Source organism: Maricaulis maris (genome assembly GCF_049116555.1).
In the GTDB taxonomy this organism is placed as follows: domain Bacteria; phylum Pseudomonadota; class Alphaproteobacteria; order Caulobacterales; family Maricaulaceae; genus Maricaulis; species Maricaulis maris_C.
In genome coordinates this window covers 21,997-46,870 of the sequence record NZ_JAGDYT010000010.1, presented here as the reverse complement: position 1 = coordinate 46,870, position 24,874 = coordinate 21,997, and the positions used below count along the sequence as shown (strand labels likewise).

Sequence of the window (24,874 nt, the reverse complement as noted above, 5' to 3'; positions counted from 1 at the left end):
GAGCATGTCAGTTAGGGGGCGCTCCCGAGACAGACAACCCGCTTCTTGCGCTGCCCTCGGGCCGCCCATTCCCATGTTGGTCCGCCGATACCCGTGGCGGCGCGTGCCAGGCCACCCGCGCACCTGTCTCCAGGCGTCTCATGCGACGCTTTTCGCAATCCCGGTGGAAAATTACTGACGAAGAAAAAAGGGCCCGGCGTTCCCGCCAGGCCCCTCAAACAGGTTATGTCCCAAGCCTTAGCCGACGATCTCGTCATCGGCGAAGAAGAAGGGGATCTCCTGGGCTGCCGTTTCCGGAGCATCGGAACCGTGCACGGAATTGGCTTCAATCGACTCGGCGAAATCCTTGCGGATCGTGCCGGCATCGGCCTGCTCCGGGTTCGTTGCGCCCATCACGGTGCGGTATTTGGCAATGGCGTCATCGCCTTCCAGAACCTGGACGACGACCGGGCCGGAAATCATGAAGGTGACAAGGTCGTTGAAGAAGGGACGCTCCTTGTGGACGCCGTAGAAACCTTCAGCCTGCTCGCGCGACAGACGGATGCGCTTCTGGGCGATGATGCGCAGGCCGGCTTCCTCGATCTTGGCATTGATGGCGCCGGTCAGGTTACGGGCAGTGGCGTCGGGCTTGATGATGGAGAAGGTGCGTTGGGTCGCCATGGGAGAAGTCCTCGAGACTGGAAACTGTGATTGGCCGGGCGCTCACCCGGTCTGTGGATTCGCGCGGCTTATAGCGGCGGATGCCGGTGAAGGGAAGTCAGGCCTTTCACGCGTTTTCATCCACGCGCACGCCGCGCGCGTCACGATGGGAAAATGTTTGGCTTCGCGGCACACGGAATACGTGTAGTGTCTGCAAAAGCGGGGACCCCAATGCCAACACCGATTCAAGTTCTACTGGATCCGGTATCGCTTGCGATACTGGGCCTTTTCGCAACCATGATCATTATCGAGGCGGTCTTTCCCGCGCGCAAGCTGCCGGCCGTCAAGGGATGGCGCTTTCGTGCGCTGCTGATGTTCACTGGCTATTTCTTTCTGTCTGCATACCTGCCGATGATCTGGGACCCGCTGCTCGCCCCCTACCAGTTGCTGGACCTGTCCCATCTGGGACTGGCAGCCGGCAGTGCGATCGGCATTCTGGTTTTCGAGCTCGGCGTCTATGCCTGGCACCGCGCAATGCACAGTAATCGCTTCTTGTGGTTGGGCTTTCACCAGCTTCATCACAGCGCCGAGCGGGTCGACACGTTCGGAGCCTTCTACTTCAGCCCGCTTGACGCTGCCGGGTTTGCCTTCGTCGGAAGCCTCGGCCTGACTCTGCTGGTCGGCATCGAGCCACAGGCCATCACGGTGACCTTGCTCGCGACGACCTTCCTGGCCCTGTTCCAGCACACCAATATCCGCACACCACGCTGGCTCGGCTTTATCCTGCAACGGCCGGAGAGCCACAGCCACCATCATGAACGCGGTGTCCATGACAAGAATTTCTCGGACCTGCCGCTCTTCGACATCATTTTCGGCACCTTCAAGAACCCGAAGGAGTTTGCCGCCGAGAACGGCTATTGGGACGGGGCGTCATCGCGCATCGGTTCAATGCTGATTTTCCGGGATGTCAGTGAACCGCCAGCCGGCAGCAGTGACACCGCCAAATCCGGTCCGACCGCTGTGACGGCCCGGTTTGAAGGCGACATTCCGGCGGCCTATGACCGCTATCTCGGCCCGGTCCTGTTCAATCACCACGCCGCCGACCTCGCGGGTCGCGTGCCGATTTCAGCCGACAACCGAATTCTCGAACTGGCAGCGGGAACTGGGATCCTCACCGAAAAACTCCTCGCCAACCTGCCCAACGGCGCAACCCTCGAGGCGACGGATCTGAATGGCGACATGCTGACCATCGCCCGCCAGCGTACCGGCAATCCGGATGCTGTGACCTTCAACACAGCCGATGCCAGCGCGCTTGATTACCCCAACGCGGAATTTGACGCGATCACATGCCAGTTCGGCGTCATGTTCTTCCCGGACAAGGTCAACGCCTTTCGCGAGGCCCGACGCGTTCTCAAACCGGGCGGCCGCTATGTGTTCAATGTCTGGGGCAGCTGGGCGGCGAACCCGTTTGCCGAGATCGCCGACCGCGTTGTCGCGCCTCTGATCGGCAAGGACGAGCCCAGCTTCTATGCGGTGCCCTACAGCTATTGCGACGCGGAAGCGATCAAGGCCGACCTGACGGCGGCTGGTTTCACCGACATACGGATCGAGACCCTGACCCGGATGCACGAGAAGGCCGATCTCGACGCCTTCGCGCATGGCCTCATTCTGGGCAATCCGGTTGCCGGGCAGATCCGGCGCAATGACGGGGATGTCGAGGCGGCCATCTCTACGCTGTCGGCCCGCTTTGCCGAGCATTTCGGCCCGGGCGGTGATATCCCGATGGAAATCCTCGTGATTGACGCCGGATAGCCCGCTGTCGACGCGCAAACAGTAAGGGGAGCGACGGCGGCATCACCTTGCGTCCATCAGGAAGCCGCGCTACCCGGCGTCTCGCCATGTTGCACATCAATGACCTCACCTATCGCATTGAAGGGCGGATGCTCTTTGATCAGGCGACGCTCTTCCTGCCGGCCAAGACCAAGATGGGTCTGGTCGGGCGCAACGGGACGGGCAAATCCACGCTATTCCGTCTGATCCGTGGCGAAGTCGGCTCGGAAGGTGGCGAAACCCGCGTCCAAAAAGGCGCGCGTGTGGGCTCGGTCGCCCAGGAAGCGCCGGGCGGCGATGACAGCCTGATCGATGTTGTGATGGCCGCCGATACCGAGCGTGCCGCCCTTCTGGCGGAAGCGGAAACAGCCACCGAACCCAATCGCATCGCCGAGATCCAGACCCGGCTGGCCGATATCGACAGCCATACCGCCGAGGCACGCGCCGGCTCGATCCTGGCCGGTCTCGGCTTTACCGGCGAGGAGCAGCGTCGACCCTGCCGGGAGTTTTCCGGCGGCTGGCGGATGCGTGTGGCCCTCGCGGCGACCCTGTTCGCCCGCCCTGACCTTCTCCTGCTCGATGAGCCGACCAATTATCTCGACCTGGAAGGGGTGATGTGGCTGCAGGCCTATCTCAAGACCTTCCCCGGCGCCGCCCTGGTGATCTCGCACGACCGTGACCTGTTGAACGGTGCCATGCAGAAGATCGCCCATCTCAAACAGGGCAAGCTGACGGTCTGGGACGGCGGCTATGATGATTTCGAAAAAGCACTGGCGGAACGTCAACGCCTGCAGATGAAAATGGTCGAGAAGCAGGAGACCGAGCGGCGGCACCTGCAATCCTTCGTCGACCGCTTCAAGGCCAAGGCCTCCAAGGCCAAGCAGGCCCAGTCCCGCGTGAAACGGCTGGAGAAGATGCAGATCGTGGCGACCCAGGTTGAAGACCCGGTGGCGCCCTTCAACTTTCCCAGCCCGCAGCGCCGCATGGCGCCGCCCATCGTGCGCATGGTCAATCTCCAGGCCGGCTATGCGCCGGGCAAGCCCGTGCTGCGCGACGTCACGCTCAATATCGATACCGAGGACCGGATCGGCATTCTCGGCCGCAATGGTGCCGGCAAGTCGACCATGGCGAAACTCCTGTGTGACCGACTGGCGCCGCTGGACGGGCATCTGCGCAAGCACAAGAAGATGCAGATCGCCTATTTCGCCCAGCACCAGATCGACAGCCTGTCGCCCGACATGTCGGCCTATCAGCACATCATCGAGCTGATGCCGGATGCCACCGAGGCCCAGCGCCGGGCCCGCCTCGCCACATTCGGCCTGCCGGGCGACCGTCAGGAAACCCCGGCCGACACGCTGTCGGGCGGCGAGAAGGCGCGCCTCCTGTTCAACCTGATCACCTTCGAGGGTCCGCACCTGCTGATCCTCGACGAGCNNACGAGCCGACCAACCATCTCGACATGGACAGCCGCGCCGCCCTGATCCAGGCGATCAATGAGTATGAGGGCGCCGTGGTCCTGATCTCGCACGACCGGCATCTGATCGAGAGCTGCGTCGACCGGCTGTGGGTGGTCGGCGATGGTACGGTCAAACCCTATGACGAGGATATCGAGACCTATCGCCAGTCCCTGCTTGGACGCTCTCCCAAGGACGGCACGAAAAAGAAGACCGTCGCAACAGACGAAAAGAGCGTTGCCCGCCGTTCCGCCGCCGATCAGCGCAAGGCCCTCAAGCCGCTGCGTGACGAGATCACCCGCTGGGAGAAGGAGGCCGATCGGCTGCGCGGCATCATCGCCGTCATCGACAAGGGGCTCGCCGCCCCCGGTCTCTACCAGAAAGACCCCAAGACCGCGACAGACCTCCAGATCAAGCGCGCCAAGGCGGTGGAACTCCTCGATACGGCAGAAATGAGCTGGCTGGAAGCGGAAGAGAAGCTGGAAGCGGCACAGGCGGGGTGAAGCCTTTCCCTGTTACAACAATCACTTACCAAAAACTGAATGGGTCGTCGTCCCGTTAAGAAACCATTCGCACTTGCGCTCATATAATATGAGCTCCTTAGAACAAGGTGGATGGATCAATGGGATCCGCAGGCGTGCTGCCGGGCGTCACCGACCAAAAGGATGACTGGCCGGCGGTAGATAAACTGGCTGATATGGCCAAGGCCGGACCTTCATGGTCCGGCGCTTTTCCTGCACGGGTGACAACCTGTGACGGAGGCCCGCCATGAAGATTGATGCGGTTCCGCCGACGCGCCCGCTTCCGGCCCGCAAGACCGGTTCGCCCCAGGCACCAAAACAGCCCGCCCCACACGCCGATGACAGCTTCCACAGTCCGGACGAGATCCGGGTGGATGTCGTCCTGCCGTCCGATCCGGATTCGCATGAGGCTCTTGATCAGCCCGAAGCACCGGACGGGGATTTGCTCAATCGTGAGGCTGCGATCGCGACGGCGCATGAACTCGGCGCCTGGCTGGCCCTGCATGCACGCTCATTGACCAGCCATCACGCGGCACGCCTGCAGCATCTTTTCATCGCCTAGGCGATCAACCGCAGGCCAGACTTTCGACCCTGTCATTCTCATCCACGCGGATGGTCAGACGGTCCGGGCGGTAATCCATCGTCACGACCGAATTGGGACCAACGACCCGATAGTTCTCCGGCACCGCGGTGCGCGGTACGCTGACACGCGGCCGACCGACGAAATGCTGCACATCCTCCATGCCGCATGTCCCGGTGATTGGTGCGCGAACCTCGCCGCCATCAACATCCTCGGCCGCNNCCCAGTGGCGGCAGGTCTGCGGCACCACCAGGCTGGGGGCTGGATGCAGGGCCTTGCGTGGTCAGCGCGCAACCCGCCACAAGACAGCTCAAAAGGATCACACGCACCATCATGGCAACCACTCGCTCAACCGCACCAGGGGCGCAGGATGACACCGGCTTCGGAGAGGTCAAGATTGAGCCGCTCGCGGCGATAATCGCGGGTCACGGCAGTGTCGGGATAGATCAGGCGGATATTGCCGTGAAGACTGTCCAGGTCGACTTCGTCGACCGATTGGCCAACCAGATAATTCATCGCATTGGCACCGCAAAAAGCGTCCGGGTCAGTGGGCTCCGTGCTGTCGGCCTCGTCGGAGAAAACCGGCTCCGGCATCATTGTCTCGCCACCATCGATCGGATGGCCGCCGGTGGAACAGGCCGCAACCGAGAGGCCCGCCAGTCCGATCAGCAGATAACGTGTCATGCCTTCTTCTCCCATCGACCTTCCGGCGACTGCCGCCAGTAGGATACGGAACAGCCCTGCGCCGATGACGTCTTCCACAGCGCGCGGGCATCGGTCACCGCCATCTCGTCCTGCCCGTCAAACATGACGATCATGCGTTCGAAGGATGACGGTTTTTCGGGTTCGGCGCCATCCAGCAGGAAAAGGCACTGGGCCTGGTTGGGATTGGCCTCGTCCTCGGCAATCAGGACCGGCTGGCGCTCGGCATTGCCGGCCTCGACCTGGCCATGTGGCAGGAAACTGTCGGGGCGCCAGGTCCACAGGAGTTGATCCAGCGTCTCGCGACGCCGCGCGTCGGGCGAGCGGACCAGGGCACGCCAGCCGCGCGCCAGGGTTTTTTCCAGCAATTCCGGCAGGACCTCGTCCAGCGAGGACCGCTCGAGATGGTAGAACCAGAGATCGCCGCTCATGCCCTCNNCCTGTCGCCTGACATGAAAAGGGCGGCCGCTCGGGCCGCCCTCGTCACCCAAGGGTCTAGCCCTCGTAATTGTCACGGACAAAGCGGTCCAGGATGCGCACACCCCAGCCCGTGCCCCAGCTCGGCTGGCGCGGATCGTCCTTGCCACCCATTCCGCCCATGGCCGTACCGGCGATATCAATGTGACACCACGGCTTGTCATTGACGAAGCATTTGAGGAATTCCGCGGCCGATATCGACCCGGCCAGACGGCCTTCGCCAACATTCTTGATGTCGGCATTCTTGGTCTCGATGTGCTTTTCATAGTCCGGACCCAGCGGCATCCGCCAGACCGGCTCGTCCGAGGAATCACCGGCCGAGGACAGCTGGGCGGCGATATCGTCCGAGTTCGTGAAAATGCCGGCGCGGGTATTGCCGAGGCCGATCAGGATTGCACCGGTCAGCGTCGCCAGGTCGATGATCAATTTGGGATCGAAGCGCTCCTGGCTGTACCAGAGCACGTCGGCCAGCACGAGGCGGCCTTCGGCATCGGTGTTGAGGATTTCGATCGTGGTGCCGGACATCGCCGTGACGATGTCGCCCGGACGCTGGGCATTGCCGTCCGGCATGTTCTCGACCAGGCCGACAATACCGATCGCATTGACCTTGGCCTTGCGGCCGGAAAGTGCGCGCATCAGGCCGACAACCGCCGCGGAACCGCCCATGTCACCGCGCATCTCGTCCATGCCGGCACCCGGCTTGAGCGAGATACCACCACTGTCAAAGGTCAGGCCCTTGCCGACGAAGAGGAGCGGTTTTTCACCGGCCGGCCCGCCATTCCACTTCATGATCGCGATCTTGCTCTCGAACTCCGAGGCCTGGCCGACTCCGAGAAGCGCGCCCATGCCCAGCTCGGTCATCTGGACCTCGTCGAGGATTTCGATTTCCAGACCATGCTCGGCCATGCCCTCGATCTTCTTGGCGTAGGTTTCCGGGTTCAGGATATTGGGCGGCAGATTGGTGACTTCACGGGCCAGGTCGACACCGTCGGCCACCGCGCCCCAGGCTTCCCAGGCCGCCTTGGCGCCGTCGACATCATTGACGGCGATTGTCAGCTCGGTCAGGGACGGCTTCTGCTCGGCCTTCAGCTTGGTGCGGAATTGGTCATAGCGGTAGGAGGCCAGACGTGCGCCGAGGCCCGAGCGCGCAGCCCCCTCACCATCTGTCTCACCATCAAACTGGATCGACAGGGTCGTCTCACCGCTCAACAGAAGCTTTGCAACCACGGCCGCAGCGGCCTTCTCCAGGGTCGAACCGGTCCGCTTGTCCTTGTCACCGAGCCCGAAGAGGACGACGCGACTGGCTTCGCTGCCGGCCGGCGCAATGATGTCCAGCGTCTGGGACGGCTTGCCGGTAAAGCGCGAGCCTGCAATGGCGCGCTTGATGGCGCCATTCGAGGCCGTATCGAGCGCCGCAGCTGCCGGCGACAGGGCGGCGTCAGCATACACCGGCACGGCGATCGCGCCGGCGGTGTTCGGAGCGGCAGCGAATTCGATTTTCATGGTCTTCCCTCTCATCCAGTCACATGGGGTAGCAGTCCGGCGGTCCACAAATGCGCACCCGGTGCCAAAAAACTTGTGTTGCGGAAGTGGTATCCGATCACGACGTGAGATAGAAGGCTGAACGCGCAGCGCAGCCCGGCTCCATGATTCTCGTTCAGCGGTACTTCTTCAATCAGTTACTCTGGCCGTTCATGACGGCGACAGCCGCCTTTGCCGGCCTGGCCTTGCTGACGCAAAGCCTGTCGAATGTTGACCTGGTTTCGGGGTATTCGGAGACCGCGCTGACCTTCATCAAGGTGACGGCGCTGGCCCTGCCCCATCTCACCGCCCTTCTGGTCCCGATTGCGCTTTTTGTTGCCGTGCTGTCCGGGCTCAACCGCCTGACAAGCGACAGCGAGACCGTCATCGCGTCTGCCGCCGGTGTGAGTCGTTTCGGCCTGCTGTCCCCCGTGATGCGCCTGGGCGTCTATGTCCTGCTGGCGAATCTCCTGGTGAATTTGCTCGTCCAGCCGGTCGCCTATCGCGAAATGCGGCGCTCGCTTCACGACCTTCGCTCGGATGTCGCCGCGAGCCTGGTCACGCCAGGCGCGTTTTCCCAACTGGGCCAGGGCGTCACGATCTATGCGCGCGAGCGTGGCCGGGACGGGCGCATGCAGGACATCATGATCCATGACAGCCGCGGCCAGGACGACGCCTCGACCTATTCGGCCCGTGAAGGCGTGGTCGTGCGGTCGGGCGACCGGTCGGCCATGGTGCTGATCGACGGCAACCTCCAGCAGATTGATTCGGCCGGCGAGCTCTACTACGCGAATTTCGACCGCTATGAGTTCGACCTCGGAGAATTCGTCGGCCCCGCCGATGCGATGTTCTTCAAGGAGTCCGACCGTTTCCTGCATGAACTTCTCTGGCCGTCCGCCGCCGAAATTGCGCGAACCAATGGTCCCGAACGCGCTTGGGCCGAGGCGCATTACCGCCTGTCTGCACCGCTCTATAATCTGGCCTTTGCGCTGATCGCGGCAGCGGCTTTCCTCGCCGGTGACCATTCCCGCATGGGCTATGGGCGCCGCGTGATGGTGGCGGTGGCCGCGGGTCTCACCCTTCGCCTCGCCGGCTTCGCCATGCAATCGGCAAGCGCGGATGACGCCGCCATGAACATCGCTCAATACCTGGTCCCGATCATCGGCATGATCGCCGCCATCGCGGTCATTTACTGGCCGGCACGATCCCGCCCCAAACAGCTCGAGCTCCAGGAGGCCGGCACATGATGGGTGGCCGCCTCAACCGCTACATGGCGAGCCAGACGGCCGGCGGGCTGATGCTGGCCTTCCTGACGATCGCCACGGTGATCATCCTGGTCGACTTCGTGGAACAATCGCGGGCAGTCGGTACGCGGGTTGATGTATCCACGCTCGACCTGCTGGGCCTGACATTGTTGCGGGCACCGGCACTGCTGGAAAGCACCCTGCCCTTCGTCTTCCTGTTCGGCACGCTGACCTCGCTCTTCCGTCTCAACCGGTCCTCGGAGCTGATCGTGATGCGGGCGTCCGGCGTCTCCGCCTGGCGCATTCTGACGGCGCCCATGGTGCTGGCTGTGACGGTCGGCATTATCGGCGCGGCCGGGCTCAATCCGCTCGCCGCCAATCTCAATGCCGAGTTTGAGGCGCGCCGGGACAATCTGATGAATGTGCGGCGCGTCGAGGGTGCGGAACAGCCGGTATGGCTGCGCGAAACCAATATTGACGGCTTCACCGTGATCGCGGCCAACCAGCTCGAAGAACAGCGCCAGGTCCTGCAGGACCCGATTTTCTTCCAGTTCGCGGTCGGTGCCGACGGCACGCCTCGGCTGGAACGCCGGATTGACGCCGCCACCGCCGAATTGCGCGCCGGGTTCTGGGAGATCACCGGTGCGATCGAGCGCACACCCACACCCTCTCGGCTCGATCTGGGCACGATCACCATGCCGACCTCGATCAATCGCCAGGCCTTGTTCGAGCGCGCGCGATCAGCCGAGGGGGTTGCCTTCTGGGACCTGCCGCGCCTGATCAGCTCGGCCCGCGAGGCCGGCCTTGCCACCCAGCGCTATGAGTTGCGGCTGCACGGATTACTGGCCCTGCCATTGACCCTCCTGGCCGCGACCCTGATCGCGGCGGCAGCCACTTTGCGCCTGCACCGCCTGGGTGGTGCGGCTGCCTTTGCGATGGCCGGCGGCATCGCCGGTTTCGTGATGTTCTTCTTCCAGGAGATGCTGAGTTCGTTCGGCGTCTCCGGAGCGCTTCCGCCAGCCACGGCGGCCTGGTCTGCGCCAGCGCTCACCGCGCTGCTCGCACTGATCTATATTGCCTCGACCGAAGACGGTTGACGGCGTGGACGCCGCCGCCGGCTTCGGCTAGTCATGAATGCAACGCGCCTGCGGGGGCCGGTAGACGAGAGGGAGTGACGCGCATGGCGTCGCAGTTTCGCCGCTTAGCGGCAGTGTTGCTGAGTACATCGGCACTCGCCTTGACGGCACCGGCTCTGGGACAGGAGTCCGCAAGCGAAGAGGCCCCGATCTATCTGGAAGCCGATCAGGTCGAGGATATCGCTGGCGGGACCGGCTATATCGCGCGCGGCAATGTCCGGGTCCGTCAGGAGCCCCGCACCCTGCTCGCCGACGAGATCGAGTATCACCCGGCCGAGAACCGCGTCGTGGCCCGCGGACATGTCATCATTCTTGGCCAGGGCCCCTTCCCGCAATATGCCGACGAGGTCGAGCTCGACAGCCAGCTGGCCTCCGGCGTGGCGCTCGGCTTTGCCAGCATGCTCGAGAATAATGGCCGCGTCGCCGCTGGCGCCGCAATCCGGCGCGAGAACGGGTCACTCCATCTTGAAGATGCCTATTACACGGCCTGCGAGCTTTGCGAGGATGGCGAGGGAGAGCCCACCTGGCGATTGCGCGCCCGTGAGGTTGTCCAGGATGCCGATGACCAGATGATCTACTACCGCGATGCGCGGCTGGAGATTGGCGGCATCCCGGTGCTCTATGCCCCCGTATTTGCCCACGCAGACCCGTCCTCGGAACGCCGGTCCGGCTTTCTTTTCCCGAAAGTGGGCGTCTCCTCGCGCCTCGGCTTCGTCTATCAGCAGCCCTATTACTGGACGCTCTCGCCGTCACAGGACGTGACGATTGCCCCGCGCCTGATGACCAATGTGAACCCGCTGCTCTATGGTGAGTATCGCAAGCGCTTCTGGTCCGGCGCCATGGAGCTGGAAGGCAGCTATACCGACGAATTCGAGATCGACAGCGACGGCGAACGCTACGGCAATCGCGAGTCCCGCTGGCACCTTTTCGGCGGCGGTGAATGGGCGATCAATCCGGACTGGCGATGGGGATTCGGGGTCCAGCGCACCTCCGACGACTTGCATCTGCGCCGCTATGATTTCTCGGAGTCCGACAAGGATCGGGGGGCGCCTCTGAACTCGCTGAGCCGACAGCTGGTCAGCCAGCTCTATGTCGACGGGCGGACCCGCAACTCGACCGGTTCGATCGTCGCCGCGTCCTGGCAATCCCTGCGAACCAATGCGGATGATGACATCATCCCCACGCTCGCACCGGTCGCCGAATACACCCATGTCTTCAACGCGCCTGCAGGGTGGGGACGCGTCAATGCCGACGCCAGCGCGGCCATTCTGCGTCGCCAAACAGGCGTCGATTACGACCGGGTCTCAGCGTCGCTGGACTGGCGGACGCGCTGGGTCACAAGTCCGGGCATTGTCGTCGAGCCGTTCGCGCTGGTGCGAGCTGATCACTACGGCTTCGACAATCTGCCCGTCGCAGACCCGCTGACCGACCCGGTATCGGACTCCGTGTCACGGACACTTGGTCTCGCTGGAACCGAGATAAGCTGGCCTTTCTATCGCGGCGGCGAACAGGTCGATTGGATCATTGAACCGGTCGCATCCTTCGTCGCGGCGAGTGATGACAGCGAAGCCGGCCGCGTCGTGAATGAGGACAGCCTGGCGATCGATGTGGACGAAAGCCTGCTTTTCCAACCGGTCCGCGCGCCCGGATTCGACATCTGGGAGGCCGGTCAGCGGGTCAGCTACGGTATCCGCACATCTGCGATGTGGGGCGAAGACGGGCTTGCCCGCCTCTTTGTCGGACAGAGCGAACGCCTCGATGGCGACGCCGTGTTCAATGCGGCGAGTGGCCTGACCGCCGCGCTTTCCGATTATGTGGTGGCGGGTGAAATCGATATCGCCGGCTTCTCGGCGGAAGTCTACACCCGGATCGACCCGGACACGATGGACACGAATCGCCTTGATGTATCCCTGGATTACCGGAGCTCACGCTTCAGTGGCGGCGTTCGCTATCTCGATATCAGCGATGACTCAGGCACCCGAAACGGCGCCCAGCGCGAGTTGCGCGGCGATTTCGAGTTCGGCCTGACAGACCATTGGAGCGCGATCGGCGAAGTCCGGCGCGACCTTGACCGCGAAACCACCCGCAGTCAGGAATTGGGGCTGCGCTATAGTGATGACTGCTCCGAATTTGATATTGTCTACCAGCGTGAAGATCTCGGGATTGCCGAACTCGGGCCGTCGGAATCGATCCAGTTCCGCATCACCCTGTTCACGCTCGGGAGTTTCGGGCCTGATTGATTCAACCCCGCGCGCTACAGTGTCCCGCGATTGCGCCGGGGCCGAGTTTGAGTAATGTTCCGCGCCGAACCGATATGCGAATGCTGATGACCTGCGCCAAAAGAATTGTCTTTTCCCTGCTTGCCTGTGCCCTGACACTGGGTACCGCCTCGGCGTACGCCCAGACCACCGAAGGCGTGGCCGCCCTGGTCAATGACGAGCCGATCACCACCGTTGATGTACGCAATCGCATGCGCCTCATCATCGCCTCGACCGGCATGTCCCAGATCGATGAGGGGACATTGGTGCGGATCCAGGACCAGGCCATGCGCGGCCTGATCGACGAGCATCTGCAGCTGCAGGCGGCCGCAGAATACGAGATCGAGGTCTCGGACGAGGAAATCGCCAATTCCCTGCTCGACCTGGCTGACCGCAACAGCACCACGGTCGATGTCATCATTCAGGACTTGCGGGATTCCGGCGTCGATGTGTCGACACTTCGCCATCAGCTGGAAGCCGAAATCGCCTGGCAGATCATCGTCAATGGCCGCTATGGCTCACGCATCCGGATTTCCGAGCAACAGATCGAACTCGCCCTCGAGCGTCTCGCAGCCAGCGCCTCGCAGCCGCAATATCGCATTTTCGAAATGCTGTTTGAAGTGACAGCGGCCGGCCAGGAAGAACAGACCGTCCAGCGCGTCATCACCGTGATGAACCAGCTGCAGCAGGGCGCGACCTTCCCTGAGCTGGCCCGCCAGTTCTCGGACGCACCGTCCGCGGCCAATGGCGGCGATATCGGCTGGATCACGGCCTCCGAGCTTCAGCCGGAAGTCTCGGCCATCATGCCGCAAATGCGTCAGCAATATCAGCAGAGTGGCGGCCGCGGCGCCCTGTCGAACCCCATCGAGGTTCCCGGTGGCTTCATGGTCATTGCCCTCGTCGGTGCCCGCGACGGCACGACCACGCTGCAATACGACCTGGTCCAGATTACGGTCCCGACCAGTGCCATCACGGACACAACCCGCCCGAACTTCGAACGCGAACTGGCCGCCGACCCGACTTGCGCGCAAGCGGAAGCACTGGCCGGTCGGATCAGTGGCGCAATCTACACCCCGCTCGGCAGCATTTCCGCCGATGCGGTCCTGCCAGCCATTCGCGATGCGCTGCAGCCGCTGGATGAGGGCGAGAATACCGGCGTCCTGCAATCCGGCGTCGGCCTGCAGGCCCTGATCGTCTGCGACCGCGCCATTGCCGGTCCTGGCGTTCCGACGCGGGATGACCTGGAAGGTCAGCTGCGTGGCCAGCAATTGTCGTTGCTTTCGCGCCGCTGGCTGCGGGACCTGCGCCGGGACTCCACGGTCGAGATCCGCAACTGATGAGCCGCCCATCACCCGTCGTCGTGTCGATGGGTGATCCGGCTGGTATCGGCCCCGAGATCATCCTCAAGGCATGGAAAGCATGGCGCGATCGCGCTGGCGCTCCGCCAGTGCTGGCACTCGGCGATTCAGCTGTCTTTGCGGCAACGGCCCGCGCCCTGGGCATGCCGGAGCCGATCCGGGTCGAAGCCCCTGCAGACGCAGCCCATGCCCAGTCCAACGGACTTCCCGTCTTCGATGTCGGGATCAGTCTCGACACACCGGCCACCCCCGGGCAGCCGGATCCCGCCCACGCCGCCTGTATCAAGGCTGCAATCGAGGTCGGCGTACGCCTTTGCCTGGACGGTCAGGCACGCGCACTGGTCACGGCCCNNTATCGCCAAGTCAGTGATGTATGACGCCGGCTTCAGCTTTCCCGGCCATACCGAATATCTCGCCGAACTGTGCGCCGGGCAGCCCATGGACCTGCCGCGCGGTCCGGCCATGATGCTGGCGGGCGGCGGATTGCGGGTTGTGCTCGTGACCATCCACGAGCCGCTGGCCCGGGCCATTTCTCTGATCACACCGGACCGCGTTGACGCCATTGCCCGCCTCACCCATTCTTCCCTGCAGCGCGATTTTGGCATTGCACGGCCGCGTCTGGCACTGGCTGGTCTCAATCCGCACGCCGGTGAAGGTGGCGCTCTGGGGAATGAAGAGCGCGATATGCTCAACCCGCTGGCAGAGCGGTTGCGCCGCGACGGGCTCGCCATCACAGACGCCCTGCCGCCCGACACACTGTTCCATGCCGAGGCCCGCGCGGGCTATGATGCAGCCATCTGCCTCTATCATGATCAGGGCCTGATCCCGGTGAAGACACTCGATTTCCATGGCGGCGTGAACATCACGCTTGGCTTGCCCGTTGTGCGAACCTCGCCCGATCATGGCACGGCTTTCAACATCGCCGGGCGCGGCGAGGCCCGGCCCGACAGCCTCCTGGCCGCTCTCGAACAGGCCTGCGCCATTGCCGAGTGCCGCCAATGAAGCTCGACGACCTGCCCCCCCTGCGTGATGTCATCACCCGCCATGACCTCGGCGCCAAGAAGGCCTTCGGGCAGCACTTCCTCCTCGACCTCAATCTGACGGCGAAAATTGCCCGTCTGGCTGGCGATATGAGCCGGGACCAGGCGATAGAGGTCGGCCCCGGCCCTGGCGGCCTGACGCGCGCCATCCTGTCGGAGGGCGCTGCATCCCTTCTGGCCGTGGAGAAGGACGGGCGCTTTCTTGATGCCCTGTCCGAGATCAATGCGGCATCAGGTGGGCGCCTGACCATTGAACAGGCTGACGCGTTGGAGGTCGACGAGACCTCTCTGCTGACCGGCCCCGGTGACAAGGTCATCCTGTCCAACCTGCCCTACAATGTGGGCACACAATTGCTGATCAAATGGCTGCAGGCCGAGCCAATCTGGTGGCGGCGGGCTGTGTTGATGTTCCAGCGCGAAGTCGCGGATCGCGTCGTCGCCCAACCAGGCGACAAGGCTTATGGCCGTCTCGCCGTGATCGCCCAGTCACGTTGCAGCGCGCACCTGGCCCTCAAGATTCCGGCCCGCGCCTTCACGCCGCCGCCCAAGGTGGAATCGGCGGTTGTCGTGCTCGACCCCTTGCCGGAAACGCAGCAGTTCAAGGACGTGATTGCGCTGGAGCGGATCACCGCCTCGGCTTTTGGCCAGCGCCGCAAAACCTTGCGCCGGAGCCTCGCCCAGGCTGCTGGCCAGGCGTCGACCAGCGCCGATGCATTGCTTGAAATCGCCGGCATCGATCCCGGAGCACGCGCAGAAGTGATTGATATTGCTGGATTCCAGACGCTCGCCATGGCCTGGCGGCGCGCTTATCAGGCAGACAGGCCCTGAGGCCGGCGCGACCTATTGGTCCATTATGGCGTCGACGAATTCTTCCAGCCAAGGGTGCCTCTGACGCTTGAGGCGTTCGGCGTGGAGGATCTCGTTCAGCTTCTCCAGCGCCCGCGCGAAGTCATCATTGACGATGACATAATCGTATTCATGCCAGTGCGAGATCTCGTCCTTGGACCGCGCCATGCGGTCCTTGATGATATCCGGACTGTCCTGGCCGCGCTTGCGCAGACGGTCTTCCAGCAGCGCCAGTGAGGGCGGCAGGATAAAGACCCGCACCGCATCCTCCGGCGCCGCAGCGGCAAGCGCCTGCGCCCCTTGCCAGTCGATATCGAAGACAACGTCACGACCGTCCTCGACCGCTTCCATCACCGGGGTCTTGGGCGTGCCGTAATAGCGACCAAAGACCTCGGCCCATTCAAAGAACTCGTCTTCCTCGATCTTGGCCTTGAATTCCTCGACCGAGATGAAGTGGTAGTCCTGGCCATCGACCTCGCCCGGACGAGGCTTGCGCGTGGTCGCGGAGACGGAGAGGACGACGTCCGGATTCTGGCTCAGCAGACGCTTGGACAGCGTCGTCTTGCCAGCCCCGGACGGGCTGGACAGGGCGAGCAGAACACCGCGGCGACGGCCACGAAAGATAGGCGCGTTATAGCCGTCACTCGACATTCTGTATTTGCTCCCTGAACTGGTCGACCGTGTTCTTGAGCGAAAGCCCGATCGCGGTCAGCGAAGAATCGGCGGACTTCGAGCATAATGTGTTCGCCTCGCGATTAAACTCCTGTGACAGGAAGTCGAGCTTGCGGCCAACAGGCGATCCTTGGGCAAGCAGGTCACGGGCGGACTCGATGTGCGCCTCGAGTCGGTCCAGTTCCTCACGAACATCGAGCTTCACCGCGATCGCCGCGGCCTCCGTCGCGAGGCGATCAGCCTCAAGCCCTTCGGGTAGAAGTTCGGCGAATTTTGCAGCCACGCGGTCACGAATGGACTCGGTTCGGGTCGCGGCATGGGCCGTGGCCTCGCCGGTCAGACGCGTAATCTCGTCCATATGACCGGACAAGACCGCGGTCAAAGCCCTGCCCTCCTCGCGCCGCGCGGCGGTCAGGGCATCGAGAACCGCGCCGAGACTGGCGAGCAGCGCCTTGTCGAGCGCCTTGCTGTCATCCGCATTATCCGCCTGCTCACTATCGATCATGCCGGGCAGGGCGAGCAAACCATCAAGCGTTGGCCGCGTGACCGCACCGCTGTCCAGAAGCGGAGCGGCCTGATCGAGCAGGCTGCGCAAGCGCACCATATCGATCCGCGCGCCTCCCGCTTCAGTCTCACGGCGCAGATTGAGCGTGGCATTGACATTGCCACGGGCGAAACGGGCCTTGGCCAGCTCGCGGGCCTTCACTTCGAGACGCTCGAATCCGGTCGGCAGGCGGAAGCGCGCCTCCAGCCCCTTGCCATTGACGCTGCGGGCCTCCCAGGTCCAGCACCAGCCCGGCGCCTGGCCGTCGGTGCGCGCGAACCCGGTCATGCCCGACAGGACGCCCATCTCAATTGCCTCCATTGCGCCGCTGGCGCTCGATCCGGCGCCAGATGGCAACATTGCGCTGGTGCTCGGCATAAGTGTCGGCAAAGGCATGCCCGCCAGTCCCGTCGGCGACGAAGAAGAGCGCACTGCCCTCGGCCGGGTTCAGGACAGCCGCGATGGATTCCGATCCGGGATTGGCGATCGGCGTCGGTGGCAAGCGCGGGATCTGATAAGTGTTCCAAGCATTCTCGGCATTGTCGATTTCCGAGCGACGCAGGCCCCGCCCAAGCGGCTCGCCCTGTGAAATCCCGTAGATGATGGTCGGGTCGCTCTCCAGACGCATGCCGCGGCGCAAGCGATTGACGAAGACGGACGCCACTTCCGGACGTTCAGACCCGACGCCCGTTTCCTTCTCGACCACCGAGGCGAGAATGATGGCCTCCTCGCGTGTCTCGACCGGCAAGTCTTCGGCGCGGCCGTCCCAGAGCGCATCGAGCAGCGCGTCCTGGGCCTCGGCCATGCGGTCGAGCACGTCCTGGCGCGACGTGCCACGCGTGACGAGATAGGTCTCCGGCAGCAGCGTGCCTTCGGCCGGAATGGCCGTGATCTCTCCGGTCAAGACCTCAACCGCGTTCAGCGTGTCGACGATCATGGCGCTGGTCAGGCCCTCGGCGAGGGTAACCGGATATTGCACGGTCTGTCCGACCCGCAATTGCTCATAGATCTGCGCCATGGAAGCGCCGGCCGGGATGCTGTACTCGCCTGCCCGCAAGACCCCCTCGCCACCATCCAGTGTGACGGCCGCGCGGAAGATACGGCGATCCGAGATCAGCCCTTCCCTTTCGAGCTGACCGGCGATCGAGATCAGGCCGGCACCGCGAGGCAGGAGGATAACCGTCTCTTCGGCAGCCGGGCCGGGCGCGGCGAACTCGGCCTGCATCCATTTATAGCCCCCATAGACTGTCCCGGCGGCAGCAAGGGCCAGCACAAACAGGACGACGACAAGCCAAAGAAGGATGCGAAGCAGGCCGGATTTGGCCTTGGGCGCGGGTGCAGGCGCGTCGCTCATGATGGAATCCCCGAATACGCGTTACTCAGCCGCGACAAATACCACGGACGCATTGGTGCCGCCGAATCCGAATGAGTTCGACAGCGCTGCTTTCACCGGACGAGTCACGGTCTCGCGGGCGGCAAGATCAAGCGCAGTGTCCACGGACGGATTGTCGAGATTGAGGGTCGGCGGGCATTTCCCGTCGCGGATCGCGAGGATGGAGAAAATCGCTTCGACCGCGCCAGCCGCCCCCAGAAGGTGGCCGATTGCCGATTTGGTGGATGACATGACGGTGCCGTTCGCGGCATCGCCGAACAGGCGTTCGACGGCGCGCAATTCGATCTCATCACCCAGCGGGGTCGAGGTGCCGTGCGCATTGACATAGTCGATATCGGCAGGGGTCAGGCCGGCATCCCTGAGCGCGGCCGACATGGAACGGAAACCGCCATCACCATCCTCGGCCGGAGCCGTGATGTGATAGGCGTCGCCTGACAGGCCATAGCCTTTGACCTCCGCGTAGATGGTCGCGCCACGTGCCTTCGCGTGCTCGTATTCCTCCAGAACGACCACGCCTGCGCCTTCGCCCATGACGAAGCCGTCGCGATCCTTGTCATAGGGGCGCGAGGCGCGCTCCGGCGTGTCATTGAAACCTGTGGATAACGCCTTGCAGGCGATGAACGCGGCGACACCGAGGCGGCAGACCGTGGCTTCGGCACCGCCGGCGACCATCACATCCGCATCACCGCGCGAGACGAGGCGCGCCGCATCGCCAATGGCGTGCGCACCGGTCGAACAGGCCGTTACCACGGCGTGGTTGGGGCCCTTCAGGCCGTGCTTGATCGAGACCTGGCCGGAGGCGAGATTGATCAACATGCCCGGGATGACAAAGGGAGAAAGGCGCCGTGGCCCCTTCTCGTGCAACAGGACGGACGCCTCATAGGTGGTCTCAAGACCGCCTATGCCCGACCCGATCATGACGCCGGCCCGATACTTGTCCTCTTCGGACTTCGGGACCCAGCCGGAATCGGCAATGGCCTCGTCGGCCGCCGCAATCCCGTAGAGGATGAAATCATCCACCCGGCGCTGATCACGCGCGCTCATGACGGTGTCGGGGTCAAAGACCCCGGCCTCGCCTGCGCGCCCGCCGCCACGACCGTCTTTGCGCGGAACCAGCCCTGCCACACGGCAAGCCAGGTCCTCCGTTTCGAAATGCTCGATAGACCCCAGACCGGACTGGCCGGCGAGAAGACGTTCCCAGACGACTTCCCGCCCGCAGCCCAGCGGCGTGACGAGCCCGATACCGGTGACGACGACGCGGCGCATGAGGGGGTGTTAGCCCACCTTCTCGGAGATGAACTTCACGGCGTCACCGACCGTCTGGATGTGCTCAGCAGCGTCATCCGGAATTTCGATGTCGAATTCTTCTTCGAACGCCATAACGAGTTCGACATTATCCAGGGAGTCGGCGCCCAGATCGTCGATGAAGCTGGCTTTGTCGGTGACCTTTTCGGCCTCGACATCAAGATGCTCAATGACAATTTTGGTAACGCGCTCGAGAACGTCAGACATTTCAGACCCTCATAGTGATTCACCGCGCCAATATAGCGGTGCAGGACAGGACGGGAAGCGGCGAAACAGTGGGCCATTCCCGGGATGCGCGGGCAGTTAGCATGTTTCCCCCGGCAAGACCAGAATGGGAAACCACACCCGCAGGTTCAAGTTCGGCAGTTAAATCATCGCCATGCCGCCATTTACGTGCAGCGTCTGGCCGGTGACGTAACCGGCCTCTGCACTGGCAAGATAAACAACAGCATTGGCGATATCATCGCCCGAGCCCAGATCGCCGGCCGGAATTTTGGCCAGGATGGTCGAACGCTGATCCTCATTGAGCACATCGGTCATCGGCGAGGCGATGAAACCGGGTGCCACACAATTCACGGTGACGCCGCGCGCGGCGACTTCCTGGGCAAGCGACTTGGAAAAGCCGATCATCCCGGCCTTGGAGGCGCAATAATTGGTCTGGCCGGGATTGCCGGTCACGCCAACCACGGAGGTGATGCCGACAATGCGGCCCCACCGCGCCTTCATCATGCCGCGCAGGGCGGCACGGGTCAGACGGAAATAGCTTTCCAGATTGACCTTGAGCACCGTATCCCAGTCCTCGTCCTTCATCCGCATCAGCAGCTGGTCCTTGGTGATGCCGGCATTGGCGACCAGGATATCCAGCGACCCCATCGCTTCGGCAGCCTGCTTGGGCAGCGCGTCGACCGCGGCGGCGTCGGACAGGTTGCAGGGCAGGACATGGGCGCGCTCGCCCAGATCATCGGCCAGCTCCTGCAGCACGTTTTCGCGCGTGCCGGACAGGGCCACCGTGGCGCCCTGGGCGTGCAGCTTGCGCGCAATCGCATTGCCCAGGCCGCCGGTCGCGCCGGTCACGAGGGCATTCTTGCCAGTCAGATCGAACATTCGATTTCCCTCCACTCAGGGCGTATTAAAGAACAGAAACAGCATCGGCACGACGATGAAACCCAGAAGTGCCGCCAGATAACCCCAGCCGATCGGCGTGGGCACCCGAACCGCGAAGCGCGCGCCTACGAAGACGAGAATTGACCCCAAAGTCCAGCCAAAGGCGATCAGGACAAAGATGGCGGCAGTGTCGAGGGCCCAGCCCAACCAGACAATCTCGCCGTCACGCGCCTTTCGCGCCTGGCGAAGCCGATCCAGGATCGCGCTCTTGGAATAGTCCCTGGGCTCGCTCTCGCTCAAGCCTCAGGCCTCCGCCTTCAGGCTCGCCGCGAAGGCTTCCAGCCCGGCCGCAGCATTCAGCGGCACGCCAGTCGCATCCTTGGTCGTACGCTTGAGCATGGTCGAGAGCACTTTGCCGGAACCGGCTTCAGCCAGCGTCGTGATGCCGGCCTCTTCAACCATCCACAACACGCTCTCGCGCCAGCGGACGCGGCCGGTGACCTGTTCGACCAGCTGTTTGCGGATCGTTTCGACATCATCGGTCGGACGCGCGGTGACATTGGCGACAACCGGCACGGCCGGCGCCTGGATGGTCGCGGCAGCGAGCGCTTCGGCCATCGCATCGGCGGCAGCCTGCATCATCGGACAATGGAAAGGCGCCGAGACCGGCAGCTTCATCGCCTTCTTGAGACCCAATTCGCCGGCCTTCGCGATGGCCGCGTCGATGGCAGCGGTGGAGCCGGAAATCACGATCTGGCCCGGCGCATTGTCATTGGCAATCGCGCACACGCCGGCGGCTGCGCCTGCAGCGACAGCCGCAGCAGCGAGCGCCTCGTCAGCGCCCAGAAGCGCCGCCATGGTGCCCTCGCCGACCGGCACGGCCTTCTGCATGGCCAGGCCGCGCAGCTTTAGCAGCTTGGCGGCATCTGTGATCGACAGCGCGCCGGAAGCGGCCAGGGCTGAATACTCACCAAGACTGTGACCGGCGACGAATTCGGCGGCGGTGACCTTTACGTCAAACTCGTCACGAAGGACCGCCATCACCGCCAGGCTCGACGCCATCAGGGCCGGCTGGGCATTCTCTGTCAGCGTTAGCGTTTCGATGGGACCATCGGCCATCAGGCCACTGAGATTCTGGTCCAGTGCCGTGTCGACCTCGTCAAGCACAGCTTTGGCACTGGCGAACTCGCCGGCCAGTTCCTGCGCCATGCCGACCGACTGGCTACCCTGTCCCGGAAAGACAAAAGCGAATTTCATGGCGATCCCTCCCCCATGAAGATTTGAGTTGATGGCTGACTAGCCCCTGTCATGGCCCGCGCGCAAGAGGGGATGCGGCTTGCACATGCAGGCCGTTTCCGGTAATGCCCGCGCTTCGCTTGGTTGCGGTCCTTGTTTCAGACCGTCGGAACGTGGTGTTCCGGCAGGAGCAAGGAGCCGCCGCAGACCTGCCCGACCCTTCGGCAGGCATGCGCCGCAACCGTTATCGAAGGGAGCCTTCATGGCACTTTACGAGCACATCTTCATCGTGCGCCCGGACGTTTCTCCGGCGCAGATGGAATCTCTTCTCGAAGAGACCAAAGCCCTGATCGAAGAAAAGGGCGGCAAGACCGGCAAGATCGAATACTGGGGTCTTCGCAACCTGTCCTACCGCATCAACAAGTCGCGCAAGGGTCATTACGGCCTGATCGACATTGACGCGGAAGCTGACGTCATCAACGAGCTCGAGCGCCTCCAGCGCCTGTCCGAAGATGTCATCCGTCACATGACGCTGCGCGTTGAAGCCCACACCGAAGAGCCGTCGGCCATCCTCACCAAAAAGGATGATCGCCGCGGTCGTCGCGAGCGGAACTAGGAGAACGAACGATGTCATCAGGCAATATTTCAAACCTGCCCGCGCGCCGTCCGTTCATGCGTCGCCGCAAGGTCTGCCCGTTCTCCGGTGAAAATGCACCGGCGATCGATTTCAAGGATCCCAAGCTCCTGCTTCGCTACATGTCCGAGCGTGGCAAGATCGTCCCGTCCCGCATCACCGCGGTCTCGGCCAAAAAGCAGCGTGAACTGGCCCGTGCCATCAAGCGTGCGCGTCAGCTGGCCCTGCTCCCCTATGTGGTCGATTAAGGAGAACTGACGATGAAACTGGTTCTCTTGGAACGTGTTGAAAATCTCGGCGTCATCGGTGACGTCGTGACCGTGCGCCCCGGCTTCGCCCGCAACTTCCTCCTGCCGCAAGGCAAGGCACTGCGCGCAACCGAAGCCAACATGGCGCGCTTTGAAGTCGAGCGCGAGCTCCTCGAAAAGCGCAATGCCGAACGGGCTGCGGAAGCTGCTGAATCCGGCAAGACCATCGATGGCGAAAGCTTCGTCATGATCCGTCAGGCCGGCGAAAGCGGTCAGCTCTACGGTTCTGTCACCTCGCGTGACATCGCCGAAACCGTGTCGGAAAGCGGCACCAAGGTCGTCCGCTCGCAGATCGCGCTCAACGCGCCGATCAAGACGCTCGGCCTGCATGAGCTGAAGATCAAGCTGCACGCCGACGTGTCGGTGACCGTGACGATCAACATCGCCCGGTCGGAAGACGAAGCCGAACGCCAGGCCGCTGGTGAAGACGTGATCGCAGCCCAGGCTGACGAAGATCGCGCCATCGCCGACGCCCAGGCTGCCGAACTCTTCGAAGCCAGCGAGGAAGGCCAGGAACTGGCTGCCCAGCGCGAAGCTGCAGAAGACGCCGGCGCAGAGGAAAGCGAAGAAACCGAAGCCTAAGCTTCTGTCACTTCAATGCTTTTACGGGAATCGGGCGGGCCGCAAGGTCCGCCCTTTTTCTTGTCCGGCTCGCGCCGGGTTATCCACACTTGTCCACAGGGCGGCCATTCAGTTGTGGGCAATGGCAGCCTGCGCGGCTTCAGGGGGGTGTATCACCGGCCCGCCTTTAGTATCCCAGAGCCATGACCACAGCGCTCCTGCCATATGAAGATGAAACATCCGTCGCCGAGCTCGAATCGGCCCCGCACAATCTGGACGCCGAACAGGCTTTCCTGGGGGCGCTGCTGTATGACAATGAGATGTATCACCGGGTCGCCGACTGGCTGAAGGTCGAGCATTTCTATGATCCGGTGCATGGCCGCATATTCGAGACAGCCACCGACCTGATCGGGCGCGGCTCGCTCGCTGATGCGGTCGTCCTGAAAAGCCTGTTCGATCGCGATGACGGCCTGAAGGATATCGGCGGCACGACCTATNNGAGCTGATCCGGATCGGCAATGACCTGTCCAACTCGGCGACCGCGGATACCGACGTCCATGCCCGCGAGCTGATCCAGGGGATCGAGCAGAAACTCTTCAACCTGGCCGAGGAAGGCTCCGTCTCGCGCGGCTTCGTCTCCTTCAAACAGGCGCTGACCGAATCCGTGGAGTCCGCGGCTGCCGCCTATGAACGCGATGGTGGCCTCGCCGGTGTCTCCTCCGGGCTGATGGAGCTCGACCGCAAGCTCGGTGGCATGCATCCCTCCGACCTCATCATCCTGGCCGGCCGCCCGTCCATGGGTAAAACCTCATTGGCGACCAATATCGCCTTCAACGTGGCCAAGGCCTATGAGTACGAGACCCAACCGGACGGCACGAAGAAGACCACAAAGGGCGGTGTCGTCGGCTTCTACTCGCTGGAAATGTCGGCGGAACAGCTGGCCACGCGTCTGATCGCGGATCACACCTCAATTCCGGGCTACATGATCCGCCAGGGCACGATCGACGCCACCCAATACGAGGAAATTCGCGATGGCGTCCTGGAAATCCAGGGTTTGCCGCTCTTCATCGACGATACGGGCGGCCTGCCCATTTCCGCGCTCGCCGCGCGCGCGCGCCGCCTCAAGCGAACCCATGGCCTCGACCTGATCGTGGTCGACTATCTCCAGCTCATCACCTCGACCAAGGCCGGCAGTGGCGGGTCGCGGGTGGAAGAGGTTTCCGAGGTCACCCAGAATCTCAAGGCGCTGGCCAAGGAATTGTCTGTCCCGGTGGTCGCCCTTTCCCAGCTCTCCCGTCAGGTTGAGAACCGCGAGGACAAGAAGCCACAATTGTCCGATCTGCGTGAATCCGGCTCAATCGAGCAGGACGCCGACGTCGTGCTCTTTGTCTATCGCGAAGCCTATTACAAGGAACGCGAGAAGCCGCGCGAAGACACGCCGGAATATCTTGCCTGGGAAGAGGAATTCCGTCGCATCGAGCGCGTCGCCGAAGTCATTATCGGCAAGCAGC

Annotated in this window: 25 protein-coding genes and 4 pseudogenes; 16 read left to right on the top strand and 13 right to left on the bottom strand. The window is 63.2% G+C overall.

Translation table 11 applies throughout. The features are described from left to right. Positions 1–237: 237 nt before the first annotated feature. Entirely contained in the window at positions 238–660 is a 423-nt protein-coding gene (gene ndk / locus JXQ94_RS12720) for a nucleoside-diphosphate kinase (RefSeq protein ID WP_421924168.1), read from the bottom strand. A gap of 210 nt (positions 661–870) precedes the next feature. Between ndk and JXQ94_RS12715 the strand changes: the two genes are divergently transcribed. The 4 genes and pseudogenes from JXQ94_RS12715 to JXQ94_RS12700 all read left to right on the top strand — a co-directional run bounded on the left by JXQ94_RS12715 (position 871) and on the right by JXQ94_RS12700 (position 5,006). Beyond that, positions 871–2,451, top strand: coding sequence for a sterol desaturase family protein (locus JXQ94_RS12715; protein ID WP_421924167.1), 1,581 nt, complete (start codon positions 871–873; stop codon positions 2,449–2,451). Between the two features lie 86 nt (positions 2,452–2,537). Then, a pseudogene (locus tag JXQ94_RS12710) lies at positions 2,538–3,903 on the top strand (ABC-F family ATP-binding cassette domain-containing protein); the annotation flags it as partial. 2 nt (positions 3,904–3,905) lie between these two features. Further along, positions 3,906–4,426: pseudogene (locus JXQ94_RS12705) on the top strand (ABC transporter ATP-binding protein); the annotation flags it as partial. 265 nt (positions 4,427–4,691) lie between these two features. Then, the gene (locus JXQ94_RS12700; RefSeq protein WP_421924166.1) at positions 4,692–5,006 is read left to right on the top strand and encodes a hypothetical protein; all 315 of its coding nucleotides are present in this window, start codon (positions 4,692–4,694) and stop codon (positions 5,004–5,006) included. A 4-nt stretch (positions 5,007–5,010) separates the two neighbouring features. On the opposite strand, the gene JXQ94_RS12695 is transcribed toward JXQ94_RS12700, so the two are convergent. The 4 genes from JXQ94_RS12695 to JXQ94_RS12680 all read right to left on the bottom strand — a co-directional run bounded on the left by JXQ94_RS12695 (position 5,011) and on the right by JXQ94_RS12680 (position 7,706). Beyond that, entirely contained in the window at positions 5,011–5,187 is a 177-nt protein-coding gene (locus JXQ94_RS12695) for an I78 family peptidase inhibitor (RefSeq protein ID WP_421924184.1), read from the bottom strand. A gap of 185 nt (positions 5,188–5,372) precedes the next feature. After that, positions 5,373–5,708, bottom strand: a complete 336-nt coding sequence (locus tag JXQ94_RS12690; RefSeq protein WP_421924165.1) for an I78 family peptidase inhibitor — start codon at positions 5,706–5,708, stop codon at positions 5,373–5,375. After that, entirely contained in the window at positions 5,705–6,157 is a 453-nt protein-coding gene (locus JXQ94_RS12685) for a DNA polymerase III subunit chi (RefSeq protein WP_421924183.1), read from the bottom strand. The genes JXQ94_RS12690 and JXQ94_RS12685 overlap by 4 nt, the downstream gene beginning before the upstream one ends. A 64-nt stretch (positions 6,158–6,221) precedes the next feature. Beyond that, the gene (locus tag JXQ94_RS12680; RefSeq protein ID WP_421924164.1) at positions 6,222–7,706 is read right to left on the bottom strand and encodes a leucyl aminopeptidase; all 1,485 of its coding nucleotides are present in this window, start codon (positions 7,704–7,706) and stop codon (positions 6,222–6,224) included. A gap of 143 nt (positions 7,707–7,849) precedes the next feature. On the opposite strand from JXQ94_RS12680, the gene JXQ94_RS12675 reads away from it, so the two are divergent. The 7 genes and pseudogenes from JXQ94_RS12675 to rsmA all read left to right on the top strand — a co-directional run bounded on the left by JXQ94_RS12675 (position 7,850) and on the right by rsmA (position 15,588). Continuing rightward, a complete protein-coding gene (locus JXQ94_RS12675; protein WP_421924163.1) occupies positions 7,850–8,971 on the top strand; it encodes an LptF/LptG family permease in 1,122 nt (373 codons plus the stop codon). Beyond that, entirely contained in the window at positions 8,968–10,065 is a 1,098-nt protein-coding gene (locus JXQ94_RS12670; protein WP_421924162.1) for an LptF/LptG family permease, read from the top strand. Before JXQ94_RS12675 ends, JXQ94_RS12670 begins: the two co-directional genes overlap by 4 nt. 83 nt (positions 10,066–10,148) lie before the next feature. Further along, complete coding sequence (locus JXQ94_RS12665) at positions 10,149–12,344, top strand: LPS-assembly protein LptD (RefSeq protein WP_421924161.1); 2,196 nt, start codon at positions 10,149–10,151, stop codon at positions 12,342–12,344. 80 nt (positions 12,345–12,424) lie between these two features. After that, positions 12,425–13,699, top strand: coding sequence for a peptidylprolyl isomerase (locus JXQ94_RS12660; protein ID WP_421924160.1), 1,275 nt, complete (start codon positions 12,425–12,427; stop codon positions 13,697–13,699). Continuing rightward, a pseudogene (locus JXQ94_RS12655) lies at positions 13,696–14,071 on the top strand (4-hydroxythreonine-4-phosphate dehydrogenase); the annotation flags it as partial. The gene JXQ94_RS12660 and the pseudogene JXQ94_RS12655, both read left to right, overlap by 4 nt. Before the next feature lie 2 nt (positions 14,072–14,073). Then, a partial coding sequence (pdxA, locus tag JXQ94_RS12650; RefSeq protein ID WP_421924159.1) for a 4-hydroxythreonine-4-phosphate dehydrogenase PdxA occupies positions 14,074–14,722 on the top strand: 649 nt, incomplete at its 5' end. Further along, positions 14,719–15,588: a 16S rRNA (adenine(1518)-N(6)/adenine(1519)-N(6))-dimethyltransferase RsmA gene (rsmA, locus tag JXQ94_RS12645; RefSeq protein WP_421924158.1), complete on the top strand. Its 870-nt coding sequence runs from the start codon at positions 14,719–14,721 to the stop codon at positions 15,586–15,588. The genes pdxA and rsmA, both read left to right, overlap by 4 nt. A 12-nt stretch (positions 15,589–15,600) precedes the next feature. On the opposite strand, the gene gmk is transcribed toward rsmA, so the two are convergent. The 8 genes from gmk to fabD form a co-directional block, all read right to left on the bottom strand. Continuing rightward, positions 15,601–16,257, bottom strand: a complete 657-nt coding sequence (gmk, locus tag JXQ94_RS12640) for a guanylate kinase (RefSeq protein WP_421924157.1) — start codon at positions 16,255–16,257, stop codon at positions 15,601–15,603. Further along, complete coding sequence (locus JXQ94_RS12635; RefSeq protein ID WP_421924156.1) at positions 16,247–17,143, bottom strand: YicC/YloC family endoribonuclease; 897 nt, start codon at positions 17,141–17,143, stop codon at positions 16,247–16,249. Before JXQ94_RS12635 ends, gmk begins: the two co-directional genes overlap by 11 nt. Beyond that, positions 17,130–18,176, bottom strand: coding sequence for an endolytic transglycosylase MltG (gene mltG / locus JXQ94_RS12630; RefSeq protein ID WP_421924155.1), 1,047 nt, complete (start codon positions 18,174–18,176; stop codon positions 17,130–17,132). Before mltG ends, JXQ94_RS12635 begins: the two co-directional genes overlap by 14 nt. Positions 18,177–18,197: 21 nt before the next feature. Then, a complete protein-coding gene (fabF, locus tag JXQ94_RS12625) occupies positions 18,198–19,481 on the bottom strand; it encodes a beta-ketoacyl-ACP synthase II (RefSeq protein ID WP_421924154.1) in 1,284 nt (427 codons plus the stop codon). A gap of 9 nt (positions 19,482–19,490) precedes the next feature. Further along, the gene (locus JXQ94_RS12620) at positions 19,491–19,727 is read right to left on the bottom strand and encodes an acyl carrier protein (RefSeq protein WP_121212052.1); all 237 of its coding nucleotides are present in this window, start codon (positions 19,725–19,727) and stop codon (positions 19,491–19,493) included. Between the two features lie 159 nt (positions 19,728–19,886). Then, the gene (gene fabG, locus JXQ94_RS12615; RefSeq protein WP_421924153.1) at positions 19,887–20,624 is read right to left on the bottom strand and encodes a 3-oxoacyl-[acyl-carrier-protein] reductase; all 738 of its coding nucleotides are present in this window, start codon (positions 20,622–20,624) and stop codon (positions 19,887–19,889) included. A 15-nt stretch (positions 20,625–20,639) separates the two neighbouring features. Continuing rightward, positions 20,640–20,924, bottom strand: coding sequence for a hypothetical protein (locus JXQ94_RS12610; RefSeq protein WP_421924152.1), 285 nt, complete (start codon positions 20,922–20,924; stop codon positions 20,640–20,642). A 3-nt stretch (positions 20,925–20,927) separates the two neighbouring features. Further along, positions 20,928–21,881, bottom strand: a complete 954-nt coding sequence (gene fabD, locus JXQ94_RS12605; RefSeq protein WP_421924151.1) for an ACP S-malonyltransferase — start codon at positions 21,879–21,881, stop codon at positions 20,928–20,930. A 241-nt stretch (positions 21,882–22,122) separates the two neighbouring features. On the opposite strand from fabD, the gene rpsF reads away from it, so the two are divergent. From rpsF to JXQ94_RS12580, 5 genes and pseudogenes are all read left to right on the top strand, one after another. Continuing rightward, positions 22,123–22,476, top strand: coding sequence for a 30S ribosomal protein S6 (gene rpsF / locus JXQ94_RS12600; RefSeq protein ID WP_011643152.1), 354 nt, complete (start codon positions 22,123–22,125; stop codon positions 22,474–22,476). Positions 22,477–22,487: 11 nt separating this feature from the next. Next, on the top strand, positions 22,488–22,742 hold the full coding sequence (gene rpsR, locus JXQ94_RS12595) for a 30S ribosomal protein S18 (RefSeq protein WP_011643151.1): 255 nt from the start codon (positions 22,488–22,490) through the stop codon (positions 22,740–22,742). Positions 22,743–22,754: 12 nt separating this feature from the next. Next, the gene (gene rplI / locus JXQ94_RS12590) at positions 22,755–23,384 is read left to right on the top strand and encodes a 50S ribosomal protein L9 (protein ID WP_421924149.1); all 630 of its coding nucleotides are present in this window, start codon (positions 22,755–22,757) and stop codon (positions 23,382–23,384) included. A 182-nt stretch (positions 23,385–23,566) separates the two neighbouring features. Next, positions 23,567–23,860, top strand: a pseudogene (locus tag JXQ94_RS12585) (DnaB-like helicase N-terminal domain-containing protein); the annotation flags it as partial. Positions 23,861–23,862: 2 nt separating this feature from the next. Beyond that, positions 23,863–24,874, top strand: a 1,012-nt coding sequence (locus tag JXQ94_RS12580; protein ID WP_421924148.1) for a DnaB-like helicase C-terminal domain-containing protein, incomplete at both ends; no start/stop codon positions are given.

What these genes read in the sequence shown, in the direction of transcription:
- fabG (WP_421924153.1), bottom strand. Translation starts at nt 20,624, where the DNA reads ATGTTCGATCTGACTGGCAAGAATGCCCTCGTGACCGGCGCGACCGGC.
- JXQ94_RS12670 (WP_421924162.1), top strand. Translation starts at nt 8,968, where the DNA reads ATGATGGGTGGCCGCCTCAACCGCTACATGGCGAGCCAGACGGCCGGC.
- JXQ94_RS12660 (WP_421924160.1), top strand. Translation starts at nt 12,425, where the DNA reads ATGCTGATGACCTGCGCCAAAAGAATTGTCTTTTCCCTGCTTGCCTGT.
- JXQ94_RS12675 (WP_421924163.1), top strand. Translation starts at nt 7,850, where the DNA reads ATGATTCTCGTTCAGCGGTACTTCTTCAATCAGTTACTCTGGCCGTTC.
- JXQ94_RS12635 (WP_421924156.1), bottom strand. Translation starts at nt 17,143, where the DNA reads ATGGAGGCAATTGAGATGGGCGTCCTGTCGGGCATGACCGGGTTCGCG.
- rpsF (WP_011643152.1), top strand. Translation starts at nt 22,123, where the DNA reads ATGGCACTTTACGAGCACATCTTCATCGTGCGCCCGGACGTTTCTCCG.
- fabD (WP_421924151.1), bottom strand. Translation starts at nt 21,881, where the DNA reads ATGAAATTCGCTTTTGTCTTTCCGGGACAGGGTAGCCAGTCGGTCGGC.
- rplI (WP_421924149.1), top strand. Translation starts at nt 22,755, where the DNA reads ATGAAACTGGTTCTCTTGGAACGTGTTGAAAATCTCGGCGTCATCGGT.
- JXQ94_RS12715 (WP_421924167.1), top strand. Translation starts at nt 871, where the DNA reads ATGCCAACACCGATTCAAGTTCTACTGGATCCGGTATCGCTTGCGATA.
- gmk (WP_421924157.1), bottom strand. Translation starts at nt 16,257, where the DNA reads ATGTCGAGTGACGGCTATAACGCGCCTATCTTTCGTGGCCGTCGCCGC.
- JXQ94_RS12685 (WP_421924183.1), bottom strand. Translation starts at nt 6,157, where the DNA reads ATGAGCGGCGATCTCTGGTTCTACCATCTCGAGCGGTCCTCGCTGGAC.
- JXQ94_RS12620 (WP_121212052.1), bottom strand. Translation starts at nt 19,727, where the DNA reads ATGTCTGACGTTCTCGAGCGCGTTACCAAAATTGTCATTGAGCATCTT.
- JXQ94_RS12700 (WP_421924166.1), top strand. Translation starts at nt 4,692, where the DNA reads ATGAAGATTGATGCGGTTCCGCCGACGCGCCCGCTTCCGGCCCGCAAG.
- fabF (WP_421924154.1), bottom strand. Translation starts at nt 19,481, where the DNA reads ATGCGCCGCGTCGTCGTCACCGGTATCGGGCTCGTCACGCCGCTGGGC.
- mltG (WP_421924155.1), bottom strand. Translation starts at nt 18,176, where the DNA reads ATGAGCGACGCGCCTGCACCCGCGCCCAAGGCCAAATCCGGCCTGCTT.
- JXQ94_RS12680 (WP_421924164.1), bottom strand. Translation starts at nt 7,706, where the DNA reads ATGAAAATCGAATTCGCTGCCGCTCCGAACACCGCCGGCGCGATCGCC.
- JXQ94_RS12695 (WP_421924184.1), bottom strand. Translation starts at nt 5,187, where the DNA reads ATGGAGGATGTGCAGCATTTCGTCGGTCGGCCGCGTGTCAGCGTACCG.
- JXQ94_RS12690 (WP_421924165.1), bottom strand. Translation starts at nt 5,708, where the DNA reads ATGACACGTTATCTGCTGATCGGACTGGCGGGCCTCTCGGTTGCGGCC.
- ndk (WP_421924168.1), bottom strand. Translation starts at nt 660, where the DNA reads ATGGCGACCCAACGCACCTTCTCCATCATCAAGCCCGACGCCACTGCC.
- rsmA (WP_421924158.1), top strand. Translation starts at nt 14,719, where the DNA reads ATGAAGCTCGACGACCTGCCCCCCCTGCGTGATGTCATCACCCGCCAT.
- rpsR (WP_011643151.1), top strand. Translation starts at nt 22,488, where the DNA reads ATGTCATCAGGCAATATTTCAAACCTGCCCGCGCGCCGTCCGTTCATG.
- JXQ94_RS12665 (WP_421924161.1), top strand. Translation starts at nt 10,149, where the DNA reads ATGGCGTCGCAGTTTCGCCGCTTAGCGGCAGTGTTGCTGAGTACATCG.